The organism is Psychrobacter sp. FME13, assembly GCF_014861395.1.
In the GTDB taxonomy this organism is placed as follows: domain Bacteria; phylum Pseudomonadota; class Gammaproteobacteria; order Pseudomonadales; family Moraxellaceae; genus Psychrobacter.
Genome location: NZ_RRYV01000360.1, coordinates 1 through 725 on the forward strand (window position 1 = coordinate 1; position 725 = coordinate 725).

The following is a 725-nucleotide window of genomic DNA, read 5'->3' on the forward strand; positions in this document are numbered from 1 at the left end:
GGTGGTGTTCTAAAAAGTATGCTGGCATCAGACGTAGCCATAATTGATGTAAAAGAACACCATATCAAACACTTTGAAGTGATTATCGAGCTTCTTAGAGAAACAACAGGTTTTTCTAACCGCTCGTCTTAATCGGTGTCTAAGGCGACAGTTATTACCCTCTATACCTATGGTATGCTGTTTGCCAACCTGTTTGTGATCACCTTTAAAGGCCGTTATAAAGCTGTCCCAATTATCCATGCTAATAGAGCCGTAGCTTACTTTAAGTTGCTTTAAACGTGCTCTTAGCTTCTTAGCCGTTTTTAGGTCACGTTTGCCCCAAACATAAGCAACAATCTCATTGGTAGCGCGATCATAAGCATAAATAAGCCAAACTTTACGCTTTTTTCGATACACGTAAGTCCAAAACTCATCAACCCCTAAGCGTTCATAGTAGCGCTTCTTAGGCGCGATCTTATAAACAGATGAGCCTATGGTGCCCAATACTTTACCGATACTGACTGAGGCTATAATAGCTATGTCTCTAACACCGCAACCTCTAACCGTCATGAGCCGTATAAGCTCTTCCACTTTAGAGTGACAGCCGTTATAAGTTAATGCATGGTCGCCAATAAACTGACGTTTGCAGTCCTTACATTGATAATTCTGCTTGCCATAGCTTTTTTTGCCATTTTTCTTTAAACTGGGACTGTGACAGTCGGGGCAGCTGATATCTATTTGTGTCT

General features: G+C 41.2%; 1 protein-coding gene. It reads right to left on the reverse strand.

Annotated elements, in window-relative coordinates; all coding sequences use genetic code 11:
• Positions 1-27 precede the first annotated feature (27 nt).
• Positions 28-717 carry an IS1 family transposase gene (locus EI164_RS16585; protein ID WP_318779573.1) on the reverse strand — a complete coding sequence of 230 codons (690 nt, stop codon included), beginning with the start codon at positions 715-717 and terminating at the stop codon, positions 28-30.
• Positions 718-725: the final 8 nt, after the last annotated feature.